This is a genomic window from Flavobacterium sp. 9, from assembly GCF_002754195.1.
Lineage (GTDB): Bacteria > Bacteroidota > Bacteroidia > Flavobacteriales > Flavobacteriaceae > Flavobacterium.
Map to the genome: position 1 here is coordinate 950924 of NZ_PEEU01000001.1, position 22626 is coordinate 973549.

Sequence of the window (22626 nt, forward strand, 5' to 3'; positions counted from 1 at the left end):
AGTTCTCATAGCTTAGAAAAAAAGTCGTTTCACTTACATTAACACACATAGCTATGTAATGTTATTATTCTCATTTTTGTCGTTCCTCGGGATGACAAGATTGTGGTTACTTTGCGAATGATGTATTAAAATCCATCTCTACAATATATTTTGTTCCTCCGGAACTCCTCAAAAAAGTCCGAGGAATTATTTACGAATTTTAATCCGTTAAAATGAACAAGAATTAGTTTTTATCATAAAAATCAGAATGACAAGATTACAATTATTTTTATTTTAAGCTTTGTCAAAGTTTCCTCAACGAGTTTAATTCACTAAAATCTCATCCACAAACAACCAGGAACTATCGCCTCTTGGGCTCTTTTTCAAGTTAGTTGCAATTACTTTTACAAATCTTACATCTCGTTTTTCAAAATTGATTTTAAATTCTTTCAACTCCGAATTCACATTAACAGCAAACGGACGCATTATCTTTCCAACTTCTTTATAATTAATACTATCGTTTGATACTAAAACTTTTATTTGTGTTGGAAAATAAATCCCGGCGCCTTGGCTTTCTAAAGTTCCAATTGTTACTTTTTCTATACTTTGTACTTTTTCAAGATCTACAATAATTTCCATATCATTGACCAACCACGCCTGCCATTGACCATCATGAAAATTTTTAGAACCTCTAATTGTATTTACCATTCCAAAAGGACCATCTCCCTTATAACTCTCACTATATGGCGTTAAATAATTTACTTTATGGCCAAATCCTTTATGAAATACGATCGTATCTGTGAATGTTTTTCCAATTGGTTTATCATTTTGAAACAAAGAAGCTTTGAGAACTGTTGTTTCTTTAAACGGAATAGGATTCACATATTTTATTGCTTGATGATCTATGCTTTTATCTCCTAAAACGTAACGAATGTCAGGATTTTGAAATTCATTTTTAAGCGTAACATTAATCACTTTTTTGTCTAAATCAGCAACTGCTGAAGCCGTAACCAAATAAGCACTTTTTGCATAATTGATTCCTAAATAATCATATCGTTTCAATAAAGAAGGCAATCTTGATGTAAAATTATTCCAATTTCGATTTTCTTTTGAACTCCATAAAACTTCAGATAAAGCGGCCAATCTTGGAAAAATCATATACTCTGAAGCTTTTGGATTTGTAATATGTTCTGCCCATAAATTTGCCTGTCCGCCTAAAACGTGACCGGCTTCCTGTGGCGTCATTGTGTCTACAACAGGATCAAATTCATAAACTTTATTTAACGGATTATAAGCATCAAAAGCCAAAGGTTCTTCGTTTTGAGGTCCTTGATAAAAATTAAAATAGCACGGAGATTCCGGCGACATAATTACATCGTGACCTTGCTTTGCTGCTTCAGTACCTCCTTTTGTTCCTCTCCAACTCATTACAGTAGCTTCGGGAGCTAAACCGCCTTCGAGTATTTCGTCCCAGCCAATTATTTTTTTGCCTTTAGAATTGATGTATTTCTCCATTCTTTTTACGAAATAGCTTTGCAATTCATGAGCGTCTTTCAAGCCATTATCTTTCATTCTTTTTTGGCAATTCGGACATTTATCCCAATTGGTTTTGGTTGCTTCGTCGCCACCAATATGAATGTATTTTGATGGAAAAATTGTAATGACTTCATCTATTACATTCTGCAAAAACTCAAAAGTAGTTTCTTTTCCGGCGCAATAAATATCCGTAATTGGCCATAATCCGCCTGACGGAACTCCGATTCTCTGATTAAAACAAGCCAATTCAGGATAAGCAGCAATTGCAGAACTCACGTGTGCCGGCATTTCTATTTCGGGAATGATTTCTATATTTTTTGCTGCTGCGTATTTTACAATTTCCTTTAATTCTTCCTGAGTCAAAAAGCCTCCGTAGGTTCCTTTTTCATCCGGATTTGTAACTAATCTTGCATTCCAGGCTGCATTTTCCTGATCGACTCTCCAAGCACCAACTTCTGTTAATTTTGGGTATTTTTTAATCTCAATTCTCCAGCCTTGATCGTCAACCAAATGCAAATGCAAAACATTCATTTTAAGCATTGCCAAACGATCAATGGTTTCGATTACATAGTTTTTATCAAAAAAATGACGCGACAAATCCAGCATTAATCCTCTCCACTGAAAACGAGGTTCATCTGTAATCGTAAGATTTGGAATCTCCCATTTTGCACTCGTTATAATACTTTTACTTTCGATAGCTTCCGGAAGTAATTGTCGAATACTTTCTAATCCGTAAATAAAACCTGCGTTTCCTTTTGCCGTAATTGTGATGTTTTTTTCATTTACATCTAATAGGTAAGCTTCTTTATTTAAAGTTGCATCTACTTTAAATTGGATAAAATTCTTTTTCGGAATCTTACTTGAAATTTCAGGGCGAAATCCTGCAGCAGTTTCAAACTTGTGTATTAAAACCGATGCAATTTCTTTTTGAGAATCACCATTTACAACAAATTTAGTTTCATTAGAAAACTGAAATTTTCCTTGTCTAATAACTAATTGCTTTGGTTTTGGAATTAGTTGAATATCCTTTTCGGTATTTATTTTTTGACTGTAAGCATTGCTTAAAACGGTCATAAAAAACACGATAAAGATCGGTTTTAGTATTCTCATTCTTTATTATTTTAAAAATGGTATAATTTTAAATTGATAATGATAGCTTTTTTCTCTTAGTAAATCAAATTGAAAAAAACTGTAATAAAATATAACGTATGCCTATCAAGAGTTTTAGATCTGTAATTTGTGCCGTTAGGCACTAAATATTGGTAGTCATATCGTTCAAAATTCGCTAGCGTGCCGTAGGTACGCAACAAAATGATAACTATTGCGTACCTACGGCACGCTAAATTTATTCCAATTTATATTTTCTACCAATATTTAGTGCCTAACGGCACATTTCAACTCTTAATTAGTATAGCTTACCTAAAACAAACAGAAACATAATATTATTACGATTCATATTCTAAGTCCCTAAAGTTACTTTTTTCTCAATCCGAATTAATTATCTGTAATAAACAATACCATGGATATTTGAATATTACTAGAGATATTTACTTTATTTCAAGCTGGCTTTTGTTTCTCTGATTGTTTTAAAATTACTTTCAGACAATGCATTTCCGTCAAAAAAAGAAACTCCAACAGCTCCATTTTCTTTTGCCAATAAAATAGCTTCTTTCAATTCTTTATCTGATTTTAATCCCGGAACATAAATACCCGTATTGATTTTTGTTTTTCTATCTTCTAAATCAGTAACACCTTGTTTTGTAGCGTACCCAACCCAGTCAATTTCTTCATCATAAAAACTGTGATAAATCATTGGATATACCTCATCAATATTCCATTTATCCCAACGCTGACGCACCATATGATCTGCCATTTCAGGATAAGGAAATACTGCTGCTGTTAGTTGCTTATTGTGTTTGTGTACAATTTTGTAAGCATCATCAACAACTGCTTTTATTGCATTTAATCTAAAGTTTTTCCACTCCATATCGATAGAAGTATTGTGGCTTGTTTTTGGATTTTTATGATGGATTTTCTCGAACGCTTTTACACATTCATCACAATAACAAAAGTCGAATTGAGGCAATTCTACGTCCTGAACTAAATTGTATTTTGGCAATAGACTTATTGGTAAAAAGATGTCCGGAAAACGAATATAATCTAAATGAACACTTTCGATTCCTTCTACTTTTGACAATTCTTCAACTAAACCTAAAACGTGATTTCTGGACTCTTTTCTTGTTGGGCACAACCATTGGTAATAATCTACATAAGGCCGATTATCAAAACAAGATTTTCCTTCTTTACTCACCTGATACCAATCCGGATGCTGTAAAGCAATTGAATCTCCGGGTCTGTTCATGGCCATAATCCAGGCGTGCACTTTTAGACCTTCGTTTGTTGCTAAAGGCACTAATCTTTTTAAAAGCTTTGGATCTGTTCCTGTATTTATTAATACTTCATCAATTCCTCCGTCTTTGTATTTTTTGAATTCTTTTGTATAATCTGCATCTGATTTTTTAGCGTCGGCTGTTGTCCAGACTCCAAATTTAAAAGTGGTTTGTTCTTCTTTTTTGGCACATGAAAAAATACTAAATGCCCATAAAAGAAGTAATAGTTTTGGTAGTTTCATAGTGGTTTATTTTGAGGTTATTTTGCCGTCCTGCCTTATAATAAATGTTTGATTAGAGAAAGGACTTTTTACTAAAATATTATATCCTGCTGCATGATTTTCTACTATTGGTTTTAAAATTTTACCATCGACAATAATTGACTTATTTGTAAGATCTGCAAGAGATTTTGCCCACGTTTTATGTGTTGCAAAATATTTTTTCTGAGCTCGGTATAACGAATACAATTCCCATTTTACTTTTTCATCCTGTGGAATTGTAAAACTGTCTTTTCCTTCTTTTGAAGAAAAATAAACATAACCCCATTTTTCAGGCTCATGCATATCGATTACGCCCATTGGCGACCAAACCCAATTGTACTCGGGCAAAAACTTTCCTTCGGCATCTTTTTTACGTTCGTAACTTCCATTTTTGATATCGTGCTGCCAGTTTACTCTTGAAAAATTGACTCTCCAGAATTTATCTACGGGAACATTCTGGTCGAAATAAGAAGTTTTATAAGATGCCCACGGAATTGCCATTTCTAATACCCAACCTTCATCAGTATCATTTGGATTATTAAGCGTTCCGTTGATTTTTACAGCCGATTTTAAACCTGGAATATTCCAATCATTTAAAACAACTTTGTCTTCTTCTCTATACGGTTTTGACAAAAATAAATCCCAGGCAGTATTTAAGGAATTTATTTCTAATTCATAATAGTTAAAAGTATCGCTATCCGGATCTACAAAAACCTCAAAATCATTATTATAAAAAATAATGGTATCACGTTGTTTCAAATTTGCCCAAACGTGTGATTCTTCCAGTTTTGCCAATATATAGAAATTGGTATCATCCCAAAGCATTTTCACTTTGGTTGCGTATTTCGGTTTCACACCATTTTCAATGTCTTCAAAAAGATCGGTCCAATCTGCTTTATTCCAGGCAGCATCAGATTGATCTCCGTCAATTACGACTGGAGTTACAGTTTTTGACGCCACATAAGTTTTAGGTACAATCGTATTTTTCGATTGCGAATATCCTATTATCGAAAGTAATCCAAAAGCAACTGTTAATCCTTTAAATTTTAAACTCATCTTTTCTATAAACTATTATCTTTTGTAAACTGAACTACTTCACTTAATTTTCCAAATGCTATAGCCACAACTGTATCTGCAGCACCATAATAAACGGCTAATTTATCTTCTTCAATACTATGCAAAGCAGCACACGGAAAAACTACGTTTGGCACATCTCCAACCATTTCATAAAGTTCAGCCGGCCCTAATAAATAAGGTTGTGTTCTGTATTTTACTTTGTCTGGTGAATCTACTTCTAAAAGCGCTGAACCCATTGCGTAACGAAACCCGTTGCAAGTATTAATAACGCCGTGATAAATCATCAACCATCCTTCGTCTGTTAGAATTGGAATTGGCCCTGCTCCAACTTTGGTACATTGCCACGCACTGTCTTCAAAAGGAGTTGGTTTCATCACTAGACGATGTTCTCCCCAATATTTCATATCCGGGCTATAACTGATCCAAATATCTCCAAAAGGCGTATGACCATTATCACTTGGACGGCTTAACATTGCGTATTTTCCGTTTATTTTCTGTGGAAACAAAACTCCATTTCTATTGAATGGTAAAAAGGCATTTTCGCATTGAAAAAATTCCTTAAAATCAAAAGTATAACCAATACCAATTGTTGGCCCATTATAACCATTACACCATGTAATCCAGTAACGATCTTCGATAAAAACTACACGAGGATCATATTTATAAGCTGATTCGATCATATCAGTATTACCAGATTGCATTACAATTGGCTCATGATTAATGTCCCAATCGATACCGTTTTTACTAAAACCGGCAAAAATATTCATTTGAACCGCTTTGTTATCACATCTAAAAACACCTGCAAATCCATCTCCAAAAGGAACAACTGCGCTGTTAAAAATACTATTTGATGACGGTATAGCATATCTTTCAATAATTGGATTTTCAGAATATCTCCACATTACATCGTTACTGTTTTCTGGTCTGTCTTGCCAAGGAATTGTAGTCATTTTTATATTTTTTGTTTATTATTTTTTTCTGTTGTTTGTTATTACTGCGCCATTATTATAAACACATAGAAACATAGTTTTTAAAATTTAAAAAAGCGGTTTTAGTCAGTCCAAAAGATATAATTATGTGTGGAACATTTCTTTTGTAATTTTTCTTTTCTAAACATAAAAATCTATGTTTCTATGTGTTTACTATTTTTCTTAATCTGCTATTCTTCTAACTTTATCCAACCAGGTGAATTTCAATATTGTTGTTGTCACTAAAAAGACAATTAAAGCAGTAATTGCTTTTGGGTAATCTCTGATTACAAAGAATATAGGAAGTAAAATCATACTTGATTGCCATACAATCCCAATCACACAGTTTAGCATATCTTTCCAGAAATCATTATTTTTTTCGAAAGTCTGATCTTCTGCTTTTAATAATTTACAAACTGGTTTCCACCAACCCCAAGGTCTTACGTTTGCATAAAAAGATTTTAAAACTTCTATATCTGTTGGTTTACTTAAGAAAGTTCCTAAAAGACATCCTAAAATCGAGAAACCAAATATTACCGGAAACAGATAAATTGCCTGCACTTGCGATAACTCATATAAAAATGATCCCTCAGTTAAATTACCTTTATTTTGTCCTAAAATAAATTGTAATGAAGCGACAATTAATCCGGCAAACATTCCCCAGAAATAACCCCAACCGTTAAATCTCCACCAAATCCATTTTAGAAAATTGGCTGCCACATAACCTCCGTACAAAGCGCTTGTAATCCATAAGGTTAAGGAATTAATTGAGTCTGCAAAGAATCCCATAAAAACACCTAAACCAACAACTACGAAAGATGAAATCTGACTCACTTTTATATAATGTGCATTTGTTGCAACCGGTTTGAAGTATTTTTTATAAATATCATTTACGATATAAGCCGGACCTGCATTTACAAAAGCGGAGAATCCGGACATAAATGCCGCCAATAAACCCGCAAGCAAAAGCCCTTTTATTCCAACAGGAAGATATAAATTAACCACTTTTGGCATTAGTAATTCCAAATCGGCTCCGGTTAAACCTGTGTTTGCATTAAGCTCCGGTGCTATATTCACCAAAGCAATTACAACAATTCCTGTAATTAATAAATATCTGGGAATGAACAAAATCAAGTTGGTAAAACCACTCATATATGCGGCTTCTTTTACTGATTTTGTAGAAAGAATTCTTTGCAAATCATAACTTGGCGTTGGGCCTGCAACACTAGCAAAGAAACCTTTGAACAATGTCATTCCGATAAAAGCGCCAAACATTTTGTAACCTTCGGAATCAATTAAATTATTAAATGTTTGAAACTTTTCACTCCATTGTGTTTCAAACTGCCATCCGAAGAAAACATTTTTCCATTCTTCGGTAATTACAGAATTGATCTGAATATCGGTATAATTTATAAATGCATAACCAGCAATCAGAACACTGGCAATAATCATGATTAAATATTGTACAACTTCTGTAGCAACAACAGAAAACATACCTCCTTTAGCCGTATAGATTGTTGTTAAAAATATGATTATCAAAGCATAAGATCGCTCTGATGTCAATAAAATTAAATCTCCGTAATGAAGAGTTAAATCCCAAGGAAGAATGATGGTTATAAATTTCCCGATTCCTTCAAAAAAATAGGCAATAAAACCAATTGTAGAAATAATGGCGAAAATTGCTACTATAATATGTGATGCTTTTCCGGCTCTGTCGTTTCCAAAACGAGTCAAAATCCATTCAGAACCAGTCATTACTTTTGATCTTCTTATCCAGACAGCCAGGAACATCATTACAAAAATCTGATTCCAAATAGGCCAAAGCCACATAAACATGAAACTTTTTACTCCATACAAAAACAGCACTCCAATCATCCAGGAAGTTCCTGAAACATCAAACATTCCTGATCCGTTACTCAAACCTAAAAAATACCATTTGATTGTTTTTCCACCAAGGAAATAATCATCTAATCCTTTTGATGCTTTTCTTGAAATCCAAATTCCTATTCCTACTGAAAGCAGAATATAAGCTACGATGATCGATACGTCAATGATATCCATTAATTTTAATATTTGTTTTGGGTTAGTTAAATTGTAATTTCTGTTTTCGGTACTTTGTTTTGGTTAATAACAAAGTCAAAATCGATAAAAACGAAATGCTTTTCATATTTTTTGCAAGTGCATATTCATGAAAAGCTTTTGGTTTATGATGAGTAAATTCTATATTGATTTTAGAATTCTCAAGAAAAACTTATTTATAATCTGATATTGTTTTTTTGTTAGCATAACTTAATTTGTTTGAAAATTAATTTCAAGAATTGTTTTTGGTCTTAAAAAATCTTGTCGACTATTATTTTCATACCTTTTTATTTTACAACTTGCAATCAGAATTGGCAGTGAAATAAAAAAGCTGAAATTCTCCCCATAAAACAATCTTAATTTAGCTTTAAACATAAACAAATTTGATTTTTATTAAAACTAATTTAGACAGACGACATATAAACTAAGATAAACACCAAAAAAAGTCACAAAAAATACTATTATTATGAATTTCAATTCTGGCAAACTTTATCGCGTTCCATTACATTATCATATCTTTTTTTGGCTTACATACTTTTTATTCAACACACTTCGCTGGGGAATTTATTTTAATAATTATGGCTATTCATTGAAAACTAATTTATTGGGTTTTCCGATTCATATGACATTATGTTATTTGAATATTTTAGTGTTTATGCCTTATCTGGTTTATCGCAAAAAATACCTTCTATATATACTTGCCGTTTTGTCCTCGATTTTTATAATGGTGATCGTTAAATTTAACCTAACTTACTTATTGATAAGTCATGATGTTTGGCCTGAAGGACCTAAAACCATCGATAAACTAACACTAAACTACACCATAGATATGATGATTGGTGAGCTTTATGTTATCACTTTTGTTACTGCAATTAAAATAACTTTAGATTTTCTGAAAGAGCAAAAACGAGTAGCCGATCTCGAAAAATCTCAATTAGAAACTGAATTACTATTCTTAAAATCTCAAATTTCTCCTCATTTTCTCTTTAATACGCTTAATAATATTTACTCTTTATCTGTAGAAAAATCAAACAAAACCCCAAAAGTTGTACTAAAACTATCGGAACTAATACGTTACATGCTTTATGAAACAAAAAACAAAAAGCAAACTTTAGAAAACGAAATACTCTGCATTGAGAATTATCTTGATCTGGAGAGAATCAGAAATGATGATCGACTAGAAGTAAACATGTCTATTTCAGGAGATATTCATGATAAAGAAATTTCTCCTATAATATTACTCACGTTTATTGAAAATGCATTTAAACATGGCGTAAACAAAAACACCGGAAAAGTAATTGTTAATATTAACTTTAAAGTAAAAGATAATTTTCTTCATTTTACGGTTTCAAACCCAACACCGGAAATTACTCACCATAAAGACAATTTTAACAAGTCAAGTGGCATAGGTATAGAAAATGTAAAGAAAAGACTTGAGTTAGATTATAATAAAAATGACTACAATCTTTCTTTTAAGAATAAAAAGAATATTTTTGTGGTTAAGCTTGTGATTAAAGTCTCTTAATATGACTTATCTTTTTTTAATTTACTACAGAATTATTTCGCTCAAAAAATAATAATTACAAAATGAAAATAAATTGTTTGATTATCGATGACGAGCCACTGGCAATCAATGTTATTAAAAATTATTTAGAGTCAATTGAAAATTTTGAGGTAATAAACACTTTTACGAATCCAATAGAAGGCTTAAATTTTTTAAAAAACAACAAGGTCGATGTCGTTTTTCTGGACATTAACATGCCTGTTCTTGACGGCATTAATTTTATAAAAAGTCTCGAAAATCCGCCGTTATTTATTATTACCAGCGCAAACAGCGAATTTGCAATAGAAACTTACGAATTAGATGTTTTAGATTATCTGGTAAAACCTATTGAATTTCCGAGACTGATGAAGGCGCTGAATAAAGCAAGTAAAAGGCTTGAAAATAAAACCAATACACCTCAGGAAAGCAATACAGAAAATCCTTTTATTTTTATAAAAATTGACAAGAAAAGAATGAAGAAGATTTTCTTAAATGAAATTCTGGTCATAGAAAGTCTAAAAGATTACTTAAAAATAAGCACTTTAACCGGCAAATACATTATATACAGCACATTATCAGACTTTACGGATTTACTACCCGAAAGAAATTTTTTAAGAATCCATAGATCATATACCGTAGCCATTGATAAGATTGACGCTATTGAAGGAAATAGCATTGAAATTGAAGGCCTTAGATACGTAATTGGCAGATCGTATATGGAGCATGTAAAACAACGAATTTTAAATTCTTCAAATTAAAAAAGATCTTTTTAAATTTCATTATTTGGAATCTTTATCATCTGATAAATAAATACATCTATAGAAGTATTATTTTTTCAATGAAAATTCATCCTCAATGAATCGAAATTTTTCTCTATCGAGTGGTTTGTTAAGAAATCGAAATACAAAAGGATTATTATCCGCACGCAAAAAATCATCCGGATGTATAGATGTCGTAATCATTAAAATGATACATTTTGTTCTTACAATCTCTGAAAGTTTTTTGTATTCTTCAAGGAATTCATATCCATTCATTCCAGGCATATTGATATCTAAAAAAATAAACTGCGGAAGTAAATTGGGTGTATCTTCTAATGATCTAATATATTCGAGAGCTTCAATAGCAGATTCCTGCAGAATTATTTCTTCGGCAAAATGATATTTTTCAGCCATTCGTTTTGCAATATAACGATCTGTAGGATTATCGTCTATCACCAGAATTTTTTTAAAAGTTGGTTGTATATTTTCCTGATCCATGATTAATTTGGGATTTTAATTAAAAAGGTAGTACCTGTACCTTTTTCAGATTGAACTTTTATTTCTCCATTGAGTTTATTAACGGCTTCTTTTACAATATATAAACCCAGTCCTGAACCAACAGATTCGTGCGATACACGATAAAACATATTAAATATTTTCGTCTGCGATTCTTTATCGATTCCTATACCATTGTCCTGAATCTCAATATTAATTTCAGTTTGAGATGTATCTACTTTAATACTGACAAAAGGGTTTGGAATCTTGGGATTTTGATATCGAATAGCATTTGAAATAAGATTGCTAAAAATGGTAATAAGACGATTTTTATCTGAGGAAATCGAAGTTTCACCAGTTATTTCAATTTTAAATTCAACTGTTCTGTTGTTGTTACCTATGAATTTTAAATTCTGTGTCACATCTTTCAAAAGTTCAGCAAAATTAATCTGTTCCATTTGGACTTCCATGCGAGAATTTCTCGAGTAATCAAGAATATCACAAATAAAACTATCGAGTTTTTTTGCGCTCGTATTTAGCATTTTAAGATGCTCAAGTGTCAATTCTTCGTTAGTATCATCTTTGGCAATTTCGATAAGACCAAGCATTGAATTCAATGGCGCACGTAAATCATGAGATGTACTATAAACAAAACGATCCAATTCATAATTGGCAGTTCTTAATTCCTTATTTTCAGTTTCGCGTTTATTAAAAATGAGTTCTATATGTGCCTCGCTATATTTTTTAAATTGATAAGCCCATAATCCGCAAATAGAAAAAATAACACCTGCAAGTATCATATGAATTATAAATGTCTGCAGAGACATATAATCTAACTGAGAAAAATAAATATTATCAAAACCAATGTATTGAAAATAACCAAACAATGCATGATGAATTGTAACAACCAGCATAAGTGGTATTTGCAATTTCCAGTTTTGATAAGTAATAAGTATTGCACTTGCAATGAATGCCATAAAATGCATCTCGAACATCCCATGCATCTGATAAATAAATTGTGCCATGAAAATCCCCAATACAACACTAAGTACATATTGGTACAAATTTGATTTAGGCAGGCTCAATTTTGTGGAGTAATATGCAATCAGTAATAAACCTCCAACGCCTATTCCGATTTGCCATGTATCATAATAAAAAGCAAGAAGCAAACCAACAATAAAAAAACTGATCAGGAAATAGTTAATTAAGTGATCCGATTTTTGTTTAATTATAAAAAGAAAATCCTGAATATGCTTAGATTGCTCGTATTCTTCAATTTCTGGGCTCATTTTTTTTCAATTTGGGATTGTTATTTTATTTTTCTTTTAATTGTAGGTCATAAGAAACATAGCCTCATATTGGTAATTGAGGAATTGCAAAAACTTTGGCTTTAAGTTTAATGAAAATTTAGGTTATAAGAAAAATCACTAACAAAGTCTTTACCAAATTATGTAAAAAATAACATAATGACAAATTTTTATTAAGATAATCCACATAAATAAATTATAAGATTTTCCAGATGCTAGTTTTTAAAATTTAAGTTTAAAACATAGTCTATAGCCGATAATGGACTTTGCATAACTGGAGTTACTATATTTTTTATTACAAAAGCTAAGACATATTTTTGTTTGCATATCCAAAATTTTATATCTAACTTCCTGAAATGGAAACAAATCCGGATGTAATAGTTATTGGTGGAGGACTTGCCGGATTGGCAGCAGCTATACATCTATCTCAAAACGGATTAAAAGTAATTCTAATCGAGAAATCACACTATCCAAAGCATAAAGTCTGTGGAGAGTATATTTCTAACGAGATTCTCCCCTATTTGCAATGGCTTGGCGCAGATGTTTCGGAGCTGAATCCTACTCATATCTCTAAGTTCGAGTTTACATCAAGCAATGGAAAAGCTGCAGTTGCAAAACTTCCGTTAGGAGGCTTTGGCATTAGCCGATATACACTTGACAATTTTTTATACCAAAAGGCACTGGCAAACAATTGTACTATTATTAAAGAGAATGTTACTGATGTTTCTTTTAGCAATGATGTCTTTACCATTACAACGCCAAGCCAAATTTTATCGGCTAAAATAGTATTGGGTGCTTTTGGCAAACGATCCAATATTGATCAGGTTTTAGCCCGGGATTTTATCCATAAAAAATCACCTTGGCTGGCTGTTAAGGCGCATTATTCTGGTGATATAGATAATGATCTAGTTGCTTTGCATAACTTTAAAGGAGGTTATTGTGGTGTTTCTAAAGTAGAGAACAACATTATAAACATTTGTTATCTTGCCGATTATGCTACTTTTAAACAATATAAAAACATAGAAGATTATCAACAGAATATCCTCTATAAAAACAAACATTTAAAATCTGTTTTTGAAAACAGTAAACTTCTTTTTGATAAACCAATCACCATAAGCCAAATCTCTTTTGATAAAAAACAACCAGTAGAAAACCATTTGTTAATGATTGGTGATACTGCCGGACTTATTCATCCGCTTTGTGGCAACGGAATGGCTATGGCAATTCACAGTGCAAAAATAGCATCAGAATTAATAATCGATTATTATTCAGGCAAACTAATGTCACGCGAATTATTAGAAAGAACTTATAGAAATCAATGGAATAAACATTTTGGTAAAAGATTATTTATGGGCAGAATCCTCGCAAAAATCTTAACCAATAAAACCATTACTAATGTACTCTTTGCAATCGTGGCATCTTTTCCGGGATTAATGCCCGCAATAATTAAACAGACTCACGGCAAACCTATAGCAATCAATTAAATGGGAATAAGCACTAAATTCAGAACAGAAGAAACTGAGATAATGGATGATTTTTCCCTTCATGGGAAAGAGCTCAAAAATGCATTAGACAAAATCGCCACTATTAATCAATTATTAGGAGGCAACAAACTTACACTTCATGGCATAAAAACATTATTAAAGAAATCTGATACTCATAAAACAATAGTAATTGCAGATATAGGTTGTGGCAATGGAGATATGCTGCGTATGTTGGCGAAATACGGTCAAAAAAACAATCTTCATTTTAAACTTATAGGTATAGATGCAAATGCCTTTACGATAAATTATGCTAAAACACTCTCCGTTAAATATCCAAATATCGAATATATATGTGTGGATATTTTTAGCGATGCGTTTACATCTCTAAAATATGATATTGTTTTATGCACTCTTACCCTACACCATTTTACCAATGAACAAATATTAAATATAATCACTATCTTTAATAACAATGCCGAAGTTGGCATTATTGTTAACGATTTGCATCGAAGTAAATTAGCCTATCGACTTTTTAAAATGATTGGTATTATTTTTAATCTAAACAGAATGTCGCGCCAAGATGGACTTGTATCTATTTTGAGAGGGTTTAAGAAAAACGAATTAGAAAGCTTTTCAAATAAAGTAAATTTTAAAAACTATACCATAAACTGGAAATGGGCTTTTCGTTATCAATGGATAATCGCTAAAACATGAGTGTAAAAATTATAACTGTTGCCAAGCAACTACCAAAATATTCGCGTACAACGGCAGACATAATTCCAATGTTGGAAGGATGGCTGCACGGACAAGACGAACGCTTTATCAAAAAAGTAAAAAAAATATTCGAAGGCGCTGCTGTAGACAAACGGTATTCTATCATGGATCCTGCCGAAGTTTTTACTGCAACTTCATTTGAAGACAAAAACGATATTTATAGTCGGGAAGTAATCATTCTGGGCGAACAAGTCTTAGAGAAAGCATTAACTAAAGCAAACTGGGATCCGCAAACTCTTGATTATATTATCACGGTAAGTTGTACAGGGATTATGATACCATCATTAGACGCTTATCTTATCAATAAAATGAAATTAAGACAAGATATCGTACGCCTTCCTGTGACCGAAATGGGTTGTGCTGCTGGAATATCGGGCATAATATATGCTAAAAACTTTCTTAAAGCTAATCCCGGAAAACGTGCTGCAGTAATAGCAATTGAATCGCCTACAGCAACATTTCAGTTGAATGATTTTTCGATGCCAAACATTGTAAGCGCAGCTATTTTTGGCGATGGTGCTGCCTGTTGTCTTTTATCATCGTACGAAGAAGATAATGGCCCCGAAATACTGGACGAACAAATGTATCATTTTTATGATGCTGAACATATGATGGGATTTAAACTCACCAATACCGGTTTACAAATGGTATTGGATATTGAAGTTCCGGAAACTATTGCATCGCATTTTGAAGATATTATTCATCCTTTTTTACAAAAAAACAATTTAGGGATTAATAATATAGATCATATGATTTTTCATCCTGGTGGAAAAAAAATAGTTACAACCGTAGAATCACTTTTCGCAGGATTAGGAAAAAATATTGACGACACTAAGGAAGTTCTCAAACAATATGGCAATATGTCGAGTGCTACAGTTTTGTATGTTTTAGAAAGAATTATGGACGGAAACCCAAAGTCGGGAGAAAAAGGATTAATGCTAAGTTTTGGTCCGGGATTTTCGGCGCAAAGAGTTTTATTACAGTGGTAAGTAAGTCGATAATTCTATTGAATTTGATTATTGTATCTAAAATTAGACGCAGATTTTACTGATTCGCAAAAGCGAAAACGCTGATAAAAACAGATTTTTTTCTTAATTAAAATAAATTTTCAATGGTTTGAAATTATTTAAAATCCGTTTTTATCCGCGTCTTTACGAAGTAAATCCGTTTTATCCGCGTTCGATTAGACATCAACTTATTAAACGAAACAAATTATGACTTTAAAAAATATTATAGCAAAGCTACCTTATACAAAGCCTTTTTTGTTTGTAGACGAATTATTGCATGTAGATGAAAATAGTGTTACCGGAACCTATACTTTTAAGGAAGATCTTGATTTTTATAAAGGTCATTTTAAAGATAATCCTGTAACTCCGGGTGTAATTTTAACCGAAACCATGGCTCAGATTGGTATGGTTTGCCTGGGCATCTATTTACTCGGAGATGATTTTAATAAAGAGACTGTAATCGCATTTACCTCAGCGGATATGCAATTTTTAAAGCCCGTATATCCAAACGAAAAAGTAACAGTAACTTCTCAGAAATCATTTTTTAGATTTGGAAAATTGAAATGCGATGTAATTATGAAAAACGAAGCTGGACAGGAAGTCTGTAAAGGTATTTTGGCTGGTATGATTACTAAGAAACTATGAACAAAAGAGTTGTAATAACAGGATTAGGCGTAGTGGCTCCCAATGGAGTCGGAATTACTGCATTTACTCATTCTATAAAAAACGGAATCTCCGGTATTCGTCATGATGCGCAATTGCAGGAATTACAATTTTCATGTCAGATCGCTGGTCAGCCACAAATATCAGACGAACTTAAATTGGAATATTTTACAGAACTTGAACTAAGAGGTTTTAGTAGTACTGGTATTTTATATGGCGTTATCGCGGGCATAGAAGCCTGGAAAAATGCAGGATTGTCGATAGAAAACAATGAAGATCCTGATTGGGACAGTGGAACTATTTTTGGATCTGGCACATCAGGAATCGATAAATTTCGTGAAAGCATTTATAAAATCGACGAATTACAAGTCCGAAGACTTGGCAGCACTGTCGTTGCACAAACAATGAACAGTGGTGTAAGCGCTTATCTTGGTGGAAAATTAGGACTCGGGAATCAGGTTACCACAAATTCATCAGCCTGTGCAACTGGTACAGAAGCAATTTTAATGGCTTATGATCGCATACAATCCGGGCAAGTAAAACGAGTACTGGCTGGAAGCACTGGCGATAGCGGCCCTTATATTTGGGGCGGATTTGATGCTTTGCGTGTTTGCAGTTCTAACTATAATGATAGTCCTGAACGAGGATCCCGCCCAATGAGTGCCTCTGCTGCAGGATTTGTACCCGGCAGTGGTGCCGGAGCATTGGTGATAGAAGATTTAGAAACTGCTCTGGAAAGAGGTGCTACCATTTATGCCGAAATATTAGGCGGAAATGTAAACTCCGGCGGACAACGCGGAAACGGAAGTATGACGGCACCAAATAGTATTGCTGTACAAAAATGTATTACCAGTGCTATTCATAATTCCGGTATTTCAGCAAATGATATTGATGCCATAAACGGTCATCTTACTGCGACTACAAAAGATAGTCTTGAAATTGAAAACTGGACGAAAGCATTAGGAAGGAACGGCACTAATTTTCCATATATCAACTCTTTAAAAAGCATGACGGGACATTGCCTTAGTGCTGCCGGAAGTGTAGAAAGTATTGCTGCAGTTCTACAACTTCATGAAGGTTTTGTATTTGGAAATATCAATTGCGAAGATCTTCATCCGGAAATTAATGCACTTATTGATTCATCAAAAGTTCCTTTAAAAACAATAAACATTAACCCTACTATAATTGCCAAAGCAAGTTTTGGATTTGGTGATGTAAATGCCTGTATTATCTTTAAAAAATTTCAAAAATAATCCTATGAACAAAGAAGAACTTATAGCTCAATTAAAAGTAATTATAAAGCCGTACACAACAAATACCGAAGCTTACGATAACCTTACAGAAAATACCGATTTCATTAATGATCTTAGTATTAATTCGGCTAATCTGGTAGATATTGTACTTGATATCGAAGAAACTTTTAATATCATAATTGACAATACAGACATGGAACGTATGCTTGACGTTAAAACCGCTGTAGAAATTATAGCAGCTAAACTAGCAGAAAAATGATTGGTAATGATGTCATAGATATCATACAATCACGTCGTGAAAGCAATTGGCAGCGCAAAGGTTTCATACAAAAACTCTTTACTGTTAACGAGCAATTAATGATTTCAAATGCAACAGATCCTGAAATCATGGTCTGGTTATTTTGGAGCATGAAAGAGGCAGCTTATAAAATTTATAATCGGCAAACAAAACAAAGAGAATATATTCCTAAAAAGCTAGATTGTTCTCTAATATCACAAGAGAGCAATTGCATTATTGGAAAAGTGAATTGTGCCCAAAATGTCTATTATACAAAAACAATTCTCTCACACGAAAGTATCCATACTTTAGCAGTTAACTCATTATACAACTTAGAAAATGTAATTGAAATCGAAAACAAGGGCATTATTAAAGACAATAATGGTATTCCGTACTTATATAGTTTTTTATCTAATACATTTCAGGATGTATCTATTAGTCATCACGGCAGGTTTGAAAAAGTGGTAACATTAGATTTCAAAAAATTTGTGGCTGAATCATAGCGCAGCTGGTATCATTGAAATCTTTTTATAAATTCCATCATGTCGCCAATTGTTTGTATTTCTTCTTTTTGGGTATTCCCAAGAGCTTTCATTTTTTCGATGTGCAACAAACTGGTTAACATAGCCTTCTGTAACCCGTTTAAGGGATCACCACTTGTGTCGGGTTCAGGAAGTAATTCCTTTAAGCTCATTTCTGATGGAATATCAGGCCAATCTGTTCTTTTCTGATTGGAAAAAACTTCCGTAAATGGCAAAACAGCAGGATCTTCATCTCTCTCGGTTAGCGGGTCTAATCCCCATTTTTGGCAAACCGTTTTTACGAATGAAGTTTGCTCAAACTGCCCGTTGATTATCGTCCGTGGCTGAATATAAGAAGATACCATTATCATAGGAACGCGAACTCCCAGGCGATCAAAGGTAAAATCACATTGACCTTTCATCCCGGCAACTGGCGGAACCGTTTTTGGCGGAGGAACATGATCATAACAGCCTCCATGTTCATCATGAGTGATAATAAAAAGTATTTTGTCTCTTTTTGGGCTGTTTTTTATGGCATTATACACTTCTCGGATTAGTTCATCTCCTAATTTTACTGTACCAGTAGCTAATTTATGATGCACTGCCGATGGATGCTGATCGTTATGCTTATGAAGAAACTGAGGTTCTACAAACGAATATTTTGGCAACGTTCCGAATTCTAAATCGAAGAAAAAATCAAGATGTCCATGCGTATTGTCTTCTCCTTCTCCGGTCCCGTTGACAATATAAGTGAGACTCAGAGGTGCAATAGGCGAATAGACTTTCCAGGAAACATTATTATCGTTCATTCGATCAAAAATAGTTGGCAGTGACCAAACTTCTTTTATCCAGGAATCCATACCACTCAAATCACCATCAATGCCGGAAAAACCCGTTCCATCTTCACCAAGCGGATTAATCACTTTGCCTCCCGAACTTGCGGCATGCCAGAACGCCCGATTGCAATAAGTCTGACTTGGCACTGAACAATACCAATGATCAAAAACTGCAAATTCTTTTGCTAAAGTTGCCATTGCTGGAATCTGATCTGGCTCAAAACACTGCATGATTACCTCATACTGTTCGTATGTTGGTTGAACAATATTGTAGGTTGACCTTAGATTACTTTCATAATCGTTGACAAAACCATTCATAACAGGCGTACCTGCAGAAGGAGACAAATTATAAGGTTTTATCATTCTATAATCAGACTCACCAATATTGTAGTCTGGGATTATAGTATTAAAAAGCTGTGTATTAACATGCGGATATTCTTCACCGGGATCTGGATACGGCACCGAATAATTAACTGCACGCGAAGGAGAGATACTCGTTTTACCGGGATCTTTGCTAGCTCTTTTAGGAATAGGATTTGCATAATCAACATTCGGATTATAAAGTCCATCGAAAGACTTTTCAGGCGTTATCTCATCGTTCTTATAGAGATAACCTAATAAATTATCGAAAGAACGGTTTTCAAGCATAAGAACTACGATATGATCGAAAGTTTCCAGACCGTCAAATTGGTTTTGATTTTCCATTTTCAACTATTTTTGCGTTACAATATATAAGTAAATTAATACAATTATAATCAAAGTTGTACACGTAGTTCTACGTGTTTTACAAAAAACACTTTAAATACTGGTAACAAAATGTTATTTATTGATAAATTAATGATTATCGTTATCTAAAATATTACTGAATAAAAGAACCCTAAAACAAGTTTTTTTAACAGGATAGAAACCAAAATATTCAGCAGAAATCAATCTGTTTTATTGATAGCAAAGGTGCCATATGCATCATTTGTCATACATAATGCTTCAAATGTTCTACTATCATTACTACTCTAAAACTACATTTACAATCCTAAAATTCTGCAAAATGGTAATGCTTTAAAAATCCGACTTTAATAACTTCTATAATAAACCTAAAAACCACAATGATGAAAAAACAAATTAAAAAGTATGCCTTTTTACTGCTAATCGTTTTTGGAAACGGATATGCTCAAACAAAAAAGTATATGGATCCCAAAAAACCAATTGAAGATCGAATTTCACTTTTAATGAAAGAAATGACATTAGAGGAAAAAGTTGGACAAATGAATCAATACAATGGTTTTTGGGATGTAACTGGACCAGCTCCAAAAGGCGGAAGCGCTGAATTAAAATACGAACATTTACGAAAAGGTCTTGTTGGATCAATGCTTACTGTTCGAGGTGTAAAAGAAGTTCGCGCCGTACAGAAAATTGCTGTAGAAGAAACTCGTTTGGGAATTCCGTTGATAATTGGTTTTGACGTTATTCATGGTTATAAAACTTTGAGCCCGATTCCGTTGGCAGAAGCTTCAAGTTGGGATTTGGAAGCTATTAAAAAATCGGCGGCAATTGCGGCAGATGAAGCTTCGGCATCCGGAATTAACTGGACTTTTGCGCCTAATGTAGATGTTTCTAATGATGCACGTTGGGGACGCGTGATGGAAGGTGCCGGCGAAGATCCTTATTTAGGAAGTAAAATAGGCTACGCAAGAGTAAAAGGTTTTCAGGGAGAAACTGTTGCAGATTTGGCTAAAGTAAATACGATTGCAGCTTGTGCAAAACACTTTGCAGGATATGGTTTTGTTGAAGCAGGATTAGAATATAATAGTGTAGATATCAGTAATTCTAAATTATATAATTCGGTTTTACCACCTTTTGAAGCTACTATACAAGCGGGAATTCGCACGTTTATGAATTCATTTAATACACTAAATGGCGTTCCGGCAACGGGAAATGCATTTTTGCAAAGAGATATTCTAAAAGGAAAATGGAAGTTTGATGGTTTTGTAGTTTCGGATTATGCTTCTATTCGCGAAATGATCGCACACGGTTATGCAAAAGATGAAGATGATGCAACAGCAAAAGCAGTAATTGCAGGTTCTGATATGGATATGGAATCGTATTTGTATGTGGCAAAATTAGTTGCGCTGGTAAAAGAAGGAAAAGTAAAAGAATCATTGGTTGATGATGCGGTTCGTAGAATCTTACGTGTAAAATTTGAATTGGGTTTATTTGATGATCCTTATAGATATTGCGATGAAAAGCGTGAAAAAGAAGTTGTTGGAAGCAAGGCCAATAACGACGGAGTTCTTGACATGGCAAAAAAATCAATCGTATTATTGAAAAATGAGAAGAATTTGCTTCCGCTGAAGAAATCCGGACAAAAAATTGCTTTGATTGGAGCTTTGGCAAATGATAAAAATAGTCCGCTTGGAAGCTGGAGAATTGCAGCCGATGATAATACTGCAGTTTCAGTTTTAGAAGGAATGCAACAATACAAAGACAATCAACTGACTTTTGAAAAAGGTGCTGATTTGCTTTCGCAGAAAGCTACTTTCTTAACCGAAACAGTTTTCAACACAACAGATAAAAGTGGTTTTGAAGCAGCAAAAACAGCTGCAAAAAATGCTGACGTTGTGGTGATGGTTTTAGGTGAATATGGTTTTCAAAGTGGAGAAGCAAGAAGCAGAACTGATTTAAATTTGCCTGGAGTTCAACAGGAATTATTAGAAGAAATCTACAAGGTAAATCCTAATATCGTTTTGGTTTTAAATAATGGTCGTCCTTTGAGTATTCCGTGGGCTGCTCAAAATGTTCCGGCAATTGTAGAAGCTTGGCATTTAGGAACTCAGACTGGAAATGCAGTGGCTCAGGTTTTATATGGAGATTATAATCCAAGTGGTAAATTGACAATGTCTTTCCCGAGAAATGTAGGTCAAGTTCCTATTTATTACAACAAATACAGTACAGGAAGACCAATTGATAGTGACAAAAATGTGTTTTGGTCTCATTATATGGATGTAGAAAAAACTCCTCTATTTCCGTTTGGTTTTGGATTGAGTTATACAACTTTCGATTATAAAAATCTTAAACTAAATAAAACTGCTTTTGCAAAAGGAGAAAAAATCCAAGTGAGTGTTGACGTTACAAACACAGGAAATTATGACGGAAAAGAAGTCGTTCAATTGTACATCAATGATCCTGTTGCAAGTATTGTAAAACCTCTTAAAGAATTAAAAGGTTTTGAACTTGTTGCCTTAAAAAAGGGAGAAACTAAAACAATTCAATTTACGTTATCAGAAAAGGAACTTGGTTTTTATGATAACGAAGGCAAATATTTAGTAGAACCTGGATTATTCAATATCATGGTTGGCTGGAATTCTAATGAAGGTCTTACCAGCAAATTTGAACTAAAATAATTAGAAAAATCCGTTTTTATC

18 protein-coding genes are annotated in these 22626 nt (G+C 33.3%); 10 read left to right on the top strand and 8 right to left on the bottom strand.

Annotation, left to right across the window (positions count from 1 at the left end):
• Positions 1-303: 303 nt before the first annotated feature.
• From CLU81_RS03335 to CLU81_RS03355, 5 genes are all read right to left on the bottom strand, one after another.
• Positions 304-2625: a family 20 glycosylhydrolase gene (locus CLU81_RS03335; protein WP_099708531.1), complete on the bottom strand. Its 2322-nt coding sequence runs from the start codon at positions 2623-2625 to the stop codon at positions 304-306.
• A gap of 442 nt (positions 2626-3067) precedes the next feature.
• Entirely contained in the window at positions 3068-4147 is a 1080-nt protein-coding gene (locus CLU81_RS03340) for a putative glycoside hydrolase (RefSeq protein ID WP_099708532.1), read from the bottom strand.
• A 6-nt stretch (positions 4148-4153) separates the two neighbouring features.
• Positions 4154-5221: a carbohydrate-binding family 9-like protein gene (locus tag CLU81_RS03345; RefSeq protein WP_099708533.1), complete on the bottom strand. Its 1068-nt coding sequence runs from the start codon at positions 5219-5221 to the stop codon at positions 4154-4156.
• Positions 5222-5226: 5 nt separating this feature from the next.
• Positions 5227-6192, bottom strand: a complete 966-nt coding sequence (locus CLU81_RS03350; RefSeq protein WP_099708534.1) for a glycoside hydrolase family 130 protein — start codon at positions 6190-6192, stop codon at positions 5227-5229.
• Positions 6193-6393: 201 nt separating this feature from the next.
• A complete protein-coding gene (locus CLU81_RS03355) occupies positions 6394-8271 on the bottom strand; it encodes a sodium:solute symporter family protein (RefSeq protein WP_099708535.1) in 1878 nt (625 codons plus the stop codon).
• Between the two features lie 484 nt (positions 8272-8755).
• On the opposite strand from CLU81_RS03355, the gene CLU81_RS03360 reads away from it, so the two are divergent.
• Together CLU81_RS03360 and CLU81_RS03365 are read left to right on the top strand one after the other, a co-directional pair.
• Positions 8756-9814 carry a sensor histidine kinase gene (locus CLU81_RS03360; protein ID WP_099708536.1) on the top strand — a complete coding sequence of 353 codons (1059 nt, stop codon included), beginning with the start codon at positions 8756-8758 and terminating at the stop codon, positions 9812-9814.
• Positions 9815-9876: 62 nt separating this feature from the next.
• Entirely contained in the window at positions 9877-10590 is a 714-nt protein-coding gene (locus CLU81_RS03365; RefSeq protein ID WP_099708537.1) for a LytTR family DNA-binding domain-containing protein, read from the top strand.
• 69 nt (positions 10591-10659) lie between these two features.
• On the opposite strand, the gene CLU81_RS03370 is transcribed toward CLU81_RS03365, so the two are convergent.
• Both CLU81_RS03370 and CLU81_RS03375 read right to left on the bottom strand, forming a co-directional pair.
• The gene (locus CLU81_RS03370) at positions 10660-11088 is read right to left on the bottom strand and encodes a response regulator (protein WP_099708538.1); all 429 of its coding nucleotides are present in this window, start codon (positions 11086-11088) and stop codon (positions 10660-10662) included.
• Positions 11089-11090: 2 nt separating this feature from the next.
• On the bottom strand, positions 11091-12374 hold the full coding sequence (locus CLU81_RS03375; RefSeq protein WP_099708539.1) for a HAMP domain-containing sensor histidine kinase: 1284 nt from the start codon (positions 12372-12374) through the stop codon (positions 11091-11093).
• Positions 12375-12748: 374 nt separating this feature from the next.
• Here CLU81_RS03375 and CLU81_RS03380 point away from each other — a divergent pair, with 374 nt between their 5' ends.
• The 7 genes from CLU81_RS03380 (at position 12749) to CLU81_RS03410 (ending at position 18353) form a co-directional block, all read left to right on the top strand.
• On the top strand, positions 12749-13876 hold the full coding sequence (locus tag CLU81_RS03380) for an NAD(P)/FAD-dependent oxidoreductase (protein WP_099708540.1): 1128 nt from the start codon (positions 12749-12751) through the stop codon (positions 13874-13876).
• The gene (locus CLU81_RS03385) at positions 13877-14590 is read left to right on the top strand and encodes a methyltransferase domain-containing protein (protein WP_099708541.1); all 714 of its coding nucleotides are present in this window, start codon (positions 13877-13879) and stop codon (positions 14588-14590) included.
• Entirely contained in the window at positions 14587-15639 is a 1053-nt protein-coding gene (locus CLU81_RS03390; RefSeq protein WP_099708542.1) for a type III polyketide synthase, read from the top strand. Before CLU81_RS03385 ends, CLU81_RS03390 begins: the two co-directional genes overlap by 4 nt.
• Before the next feature lie 225 nt (positions 15640-15864).
• Complete coding sequence (locus CLU81_RS03395; protein ID WP_099708543.1) at positions 15865-16302, top strand: 3-hydroxyacyl-ACP dehydratase FabZ family protein; 438 nt, start codon at positions 15865-15867, stop codon at positions 16300-16302.
• Positions 16299-17573: a beta-ketoacyl synthase gene (locus CLU81_RS03400; protein WP_099708544.1), complete on the top strand. Its 1275-nt coding sequence runs from the start codon at positions 16299-16301 to the stop codon at positions 17571-17573. Before CLU81_RS03395 ends, CLU81_RS03400 begins: the two co-directional genes overlap by 4 nt.
• Positions 17574-17577: 4 nt before the next feature.
• Positions 17578-17832, top strand: a complete 255-nt coding sequence (locus CLU81_RS03405) for an acyl carrier protein (protein ID WP_099712652.1) — start codon at positions 17578-17580, stop codon at positions 17830-17832.
• Positions 17829-18353, top strand: a complete 525-nt coding sequence (locus CLU81_RS03410; RefSeq protein ID WP_099708545.1) for a 4'-phosphopantetheinyl transferase superfamily protein — start codon at positions 17829-17831, stop codon at positions 18351-18353. The genes CLU81_RS03405 and CLU81_RS03410 overlap by 4 nt, the downstream gene beginning before the upstream one ends.
• A gap of 11 nt (positions 18354-18364) precedes the next feature.
• Here CLU81_RS03410 and CLU81_RS03415 read toward each other — a convergent pair whose 3' ends face one another.
• Positions 18365-19912: an alkaline phosphatase family protein gene (locus CLU81_RS03415; protein ID WP_099708546.1), complete on the bottom strand. Its 1548-nt coding sequence runs from the start codon at positions 19910-19912 to the stop codon at positions 18365-18367.
• A 401-nt stretch (positions 19913-20313) separates the two neighbouring features.
• Here CLU81_RS03415 and bglX point away from each other — a divergent pair, with 401 nt between their 5' ends.
• The gene (bglX, locus tag CLU81_RS03420; RefSeq protein WP_099708547.1) at positions 20314-22605 is read left to right on the top strand and encodes a beta-glucosidase BglX; all 2292 of its coding nucleotides are present in this window, start codon (positions 20314-20316) and stop codon (positions 22603-22605) included.
• Positions 22606-22626 lie beyond the last annotated feature (21 nt).